Annotated in this window: 1 protein-coding gene; it reads left to right on the top strand. The window is 68.6% G+C overall.

Features of this window, described 5'->3' with window-relative positions; translation table 11 throughout:
• Positions 1-56: 56 nt before the first annotated feature.
• Positions 57-768, top strand: a 712-nt coding sequence (locus H5J30_RS35725; RefSeq protein ID WP_181791934.1) for an IS5 family transposase, incomplete at its 3' end; no start/stop codon positions are given.

Raw genomic sequence — 768 nt, 5'->3', positions numbered from 1 at the left:
AGACCGCGTTTGAGATCTTCCGTGTCGGTTGTGCAGGCCGCTCGTTGAGGGGGTGTATGAGTGCTGTCGGGGAGGGCTATCCGTCGGACCTGACGGACGAACAGTGGCTACTGGTGGAGGAGTTGCTGCCGCCGCCGCGGACCGGACCCAAGGGCGGGCGGCGGGAGAAGCATCCGCGCCGCCGGGTCATGGACGCGATCTTCTACGTCGTCCGGACCGGATGCTCCTGGCGGCAACTGCCCAAGGACTTCCCGCCGTGGGAGACGGTGTACTGGTACTTCACCAGATGGCACGACGACGGCACGGTGGAGAAGATCCACGACGCACTGCGGGCCAAGGTGCGCGAGGCCGACGGCCGCCGTGCGGAACCGTCCGCGGGGCTGATCGACTCGCAGTCCGTGCGGGCCGCCGATACGGTGCCGAAACAGACGAGCGGCTTCGACGCGGGCAAGAAGACCAGGGGCCGCAAGCGGTTCATCGTCACCGACACCCTCGGTCTGCTGCTGGCCGTGCACGTCGTCGCGGCGAGCGTTCAGGACCGCGATGGCGCGAAGCGCCCCCTGCTGTGGACACGCCTCGACCACCCCACGGTGCGGAAGGTCTTCGCCGCCCAGGGCTTCGCCGGCCGCCTGGTGACCTGGGCCGAGGAGATCCTCGGCCGCACCGTGGAGATCATGCGCAAGCAACCCGGACAGCACGGATTCCAGGTCCAGCCCAAGCGATGGGCGGTGGAACGCACGTTCAGCTGGATGACCATGCGCCGCCGCC

This window comes from Streptomyces phytophilus (assembly GCF_013870535.1).
Classification (GTDB): Bacteria; Actinomycetota; Actinomycetes; order Streptomycetales; family Streptomycetaceae; genus Streptomyces; species Streptomyces phytophilus.
Note: the sequence above shows the minus strand (reverse complement) of the source record. Positions and strands in the feature narration are given on the sequence as shown.